1 protein-coding gene is annotated in these 1,366 nt (G+C 54.1%); it reads right to left on the bottom strand.

The window, feature by feature from the left end:
- Positions 1 to 436: 436 nt before the first annotated feature.
- Entirely contained in the window at positions 437 to 1,006 is a 570-nt protein-coding gene (gene mntP, locus CSE6_RS25900; RefSeq protein ID WP_059441890.1) for a manganese efflux pump MntP, read from the bottom strand.
- Positions 1,007 to 1,366: the final 360 nt, after the last annotated feature.

Raw genomic sequence — 1,366 nt, 5'->3', positions numbered from 1 at the left:
AGTTTGCAATGCCTGCGATGAGCTTCGCCATATGTATCGCTCCTCCCGTTGGTTTTGAATTGACTGACCAGAGGCCCCCTTGAGTGTTTGAAGCATGTGCCGCGCCTGAGAAACTTGGGCTTGGCGTGATCGCACCTGTGGGTGCAGTGGATGCTCGCCGGTGTAGGCTTGGTGCCGGTCACGCTGGCCGAAGCGGCTCTACCGAACCTTTCTACTTGTGGCTGTACTCCTCTGTGCCACAAAGGGTCCGAGCCTTCATATCTGTGCTGAATTTGCTCTGCTACAAACAGAAGCGGAGCCAGTTGTAGGAAAGGAAGATACTACTGGCGAGGGCAAAAGTGGACCGCTCCTGTTCTAGCTCACTGCCTACTCTGACTGTACTGAGTGGCCGACCCCACTCGAACTGAAGCCGGCATCTAAATCTCAATCAATTGAATTAGATAGCGACTAAATGTTCGTACAAAATGATCGAGCCAATACCGATCAGCAGGACACCGCCGATGGCTTCGGCCCAGCGCCCAGCAATATTCCCCAGTACACGCCCGACCATCACGCCCAACGTCACCATTGCGAATGTTGCGAAGCCGATAGCGAGAGCAACGGTGGCGATGCTTACGTCCAGAAAAGCAAGTCCTACGCCCACGGCCATGGCATCAATGCTTGTTGCAAATCCAGTTGCAACTAATAGCCAGAAGCCATGTCGTGCAGGTTTCCTGGGCTCTTCACCATCAGGCACTTTGATTGCCCCGATCAACATTCTTCCACCTAGCACCAGAAGCAGCACAAAGGCGATCCAGTGGTCCCAGGCCTTGACGTAATCTGAAGCCGCATAGCCCAGCGCCCAACCTACCAAGGGTGTGATGGCTTCGATGACACCGAAGATGGCGCCAGTCCTCAATGCTTCAGACCAGCGCGGTTTGAGTAGCGCAGAACCTTTGCCGACGGCTGCGGCAAAGGCATCGGTGGACATGGCAAAGGCCAGGAGCAAGATAGAAGCGGCATTCATGGGGAATTCATTCTTAACGGTCGGGCATGAGCACAACGGCATCTCACCGCGGCCCGAGCTCGTCGCGATGAAATGCCTATGGTCTCGCCAACCGAAGAACGGATGCATACGCCACAGCAAATTGAATGCCGAGTATGTTCACGCATGCGCTTCCAGGGTGGAAGCAGGCTACTCCCCAAGGGGGACTAAAGTTTACAAGCGATCAAAATGCTTGAGGAACATAGCCTTTTTTGAGTTCTGGGCTTTAGAAATGGCTCGCATTTTCAAAGCGCTGGCCTCTAGCAAGAAAGCTACGTCGATACCGCCATTAGGGCTGTCCATGCACTCCCCTGTTGATTTCCACTCAAAACGGGGATGCGG

The organism is Comamonas sp. E6 (assembly GCF_001010305.1).
GTDB classification, from domain to species: domain Bacteria; phylum Pseudomonadota; class Gammaproteobacteria; order Burkholderiales; family Burkholderiaceae_C; genus Comamonas; species Comamonas thiooxydans.
The sequence above is the reverse complement of the archived record's forward strand: the minus strand, read 5'-3'. Positions and strand labels throughout refer to the sequence as shown.

Bases quoted from the DNA above. Each gene is read 5' to 3' on its own strand.
- mntP (WP_059441890.1), bottom strand. From the start codon at position 1,006: ATGAATGCCGCTTCTATCTTGCTCCTGGCCTTTGCCATGTCCACCGAT.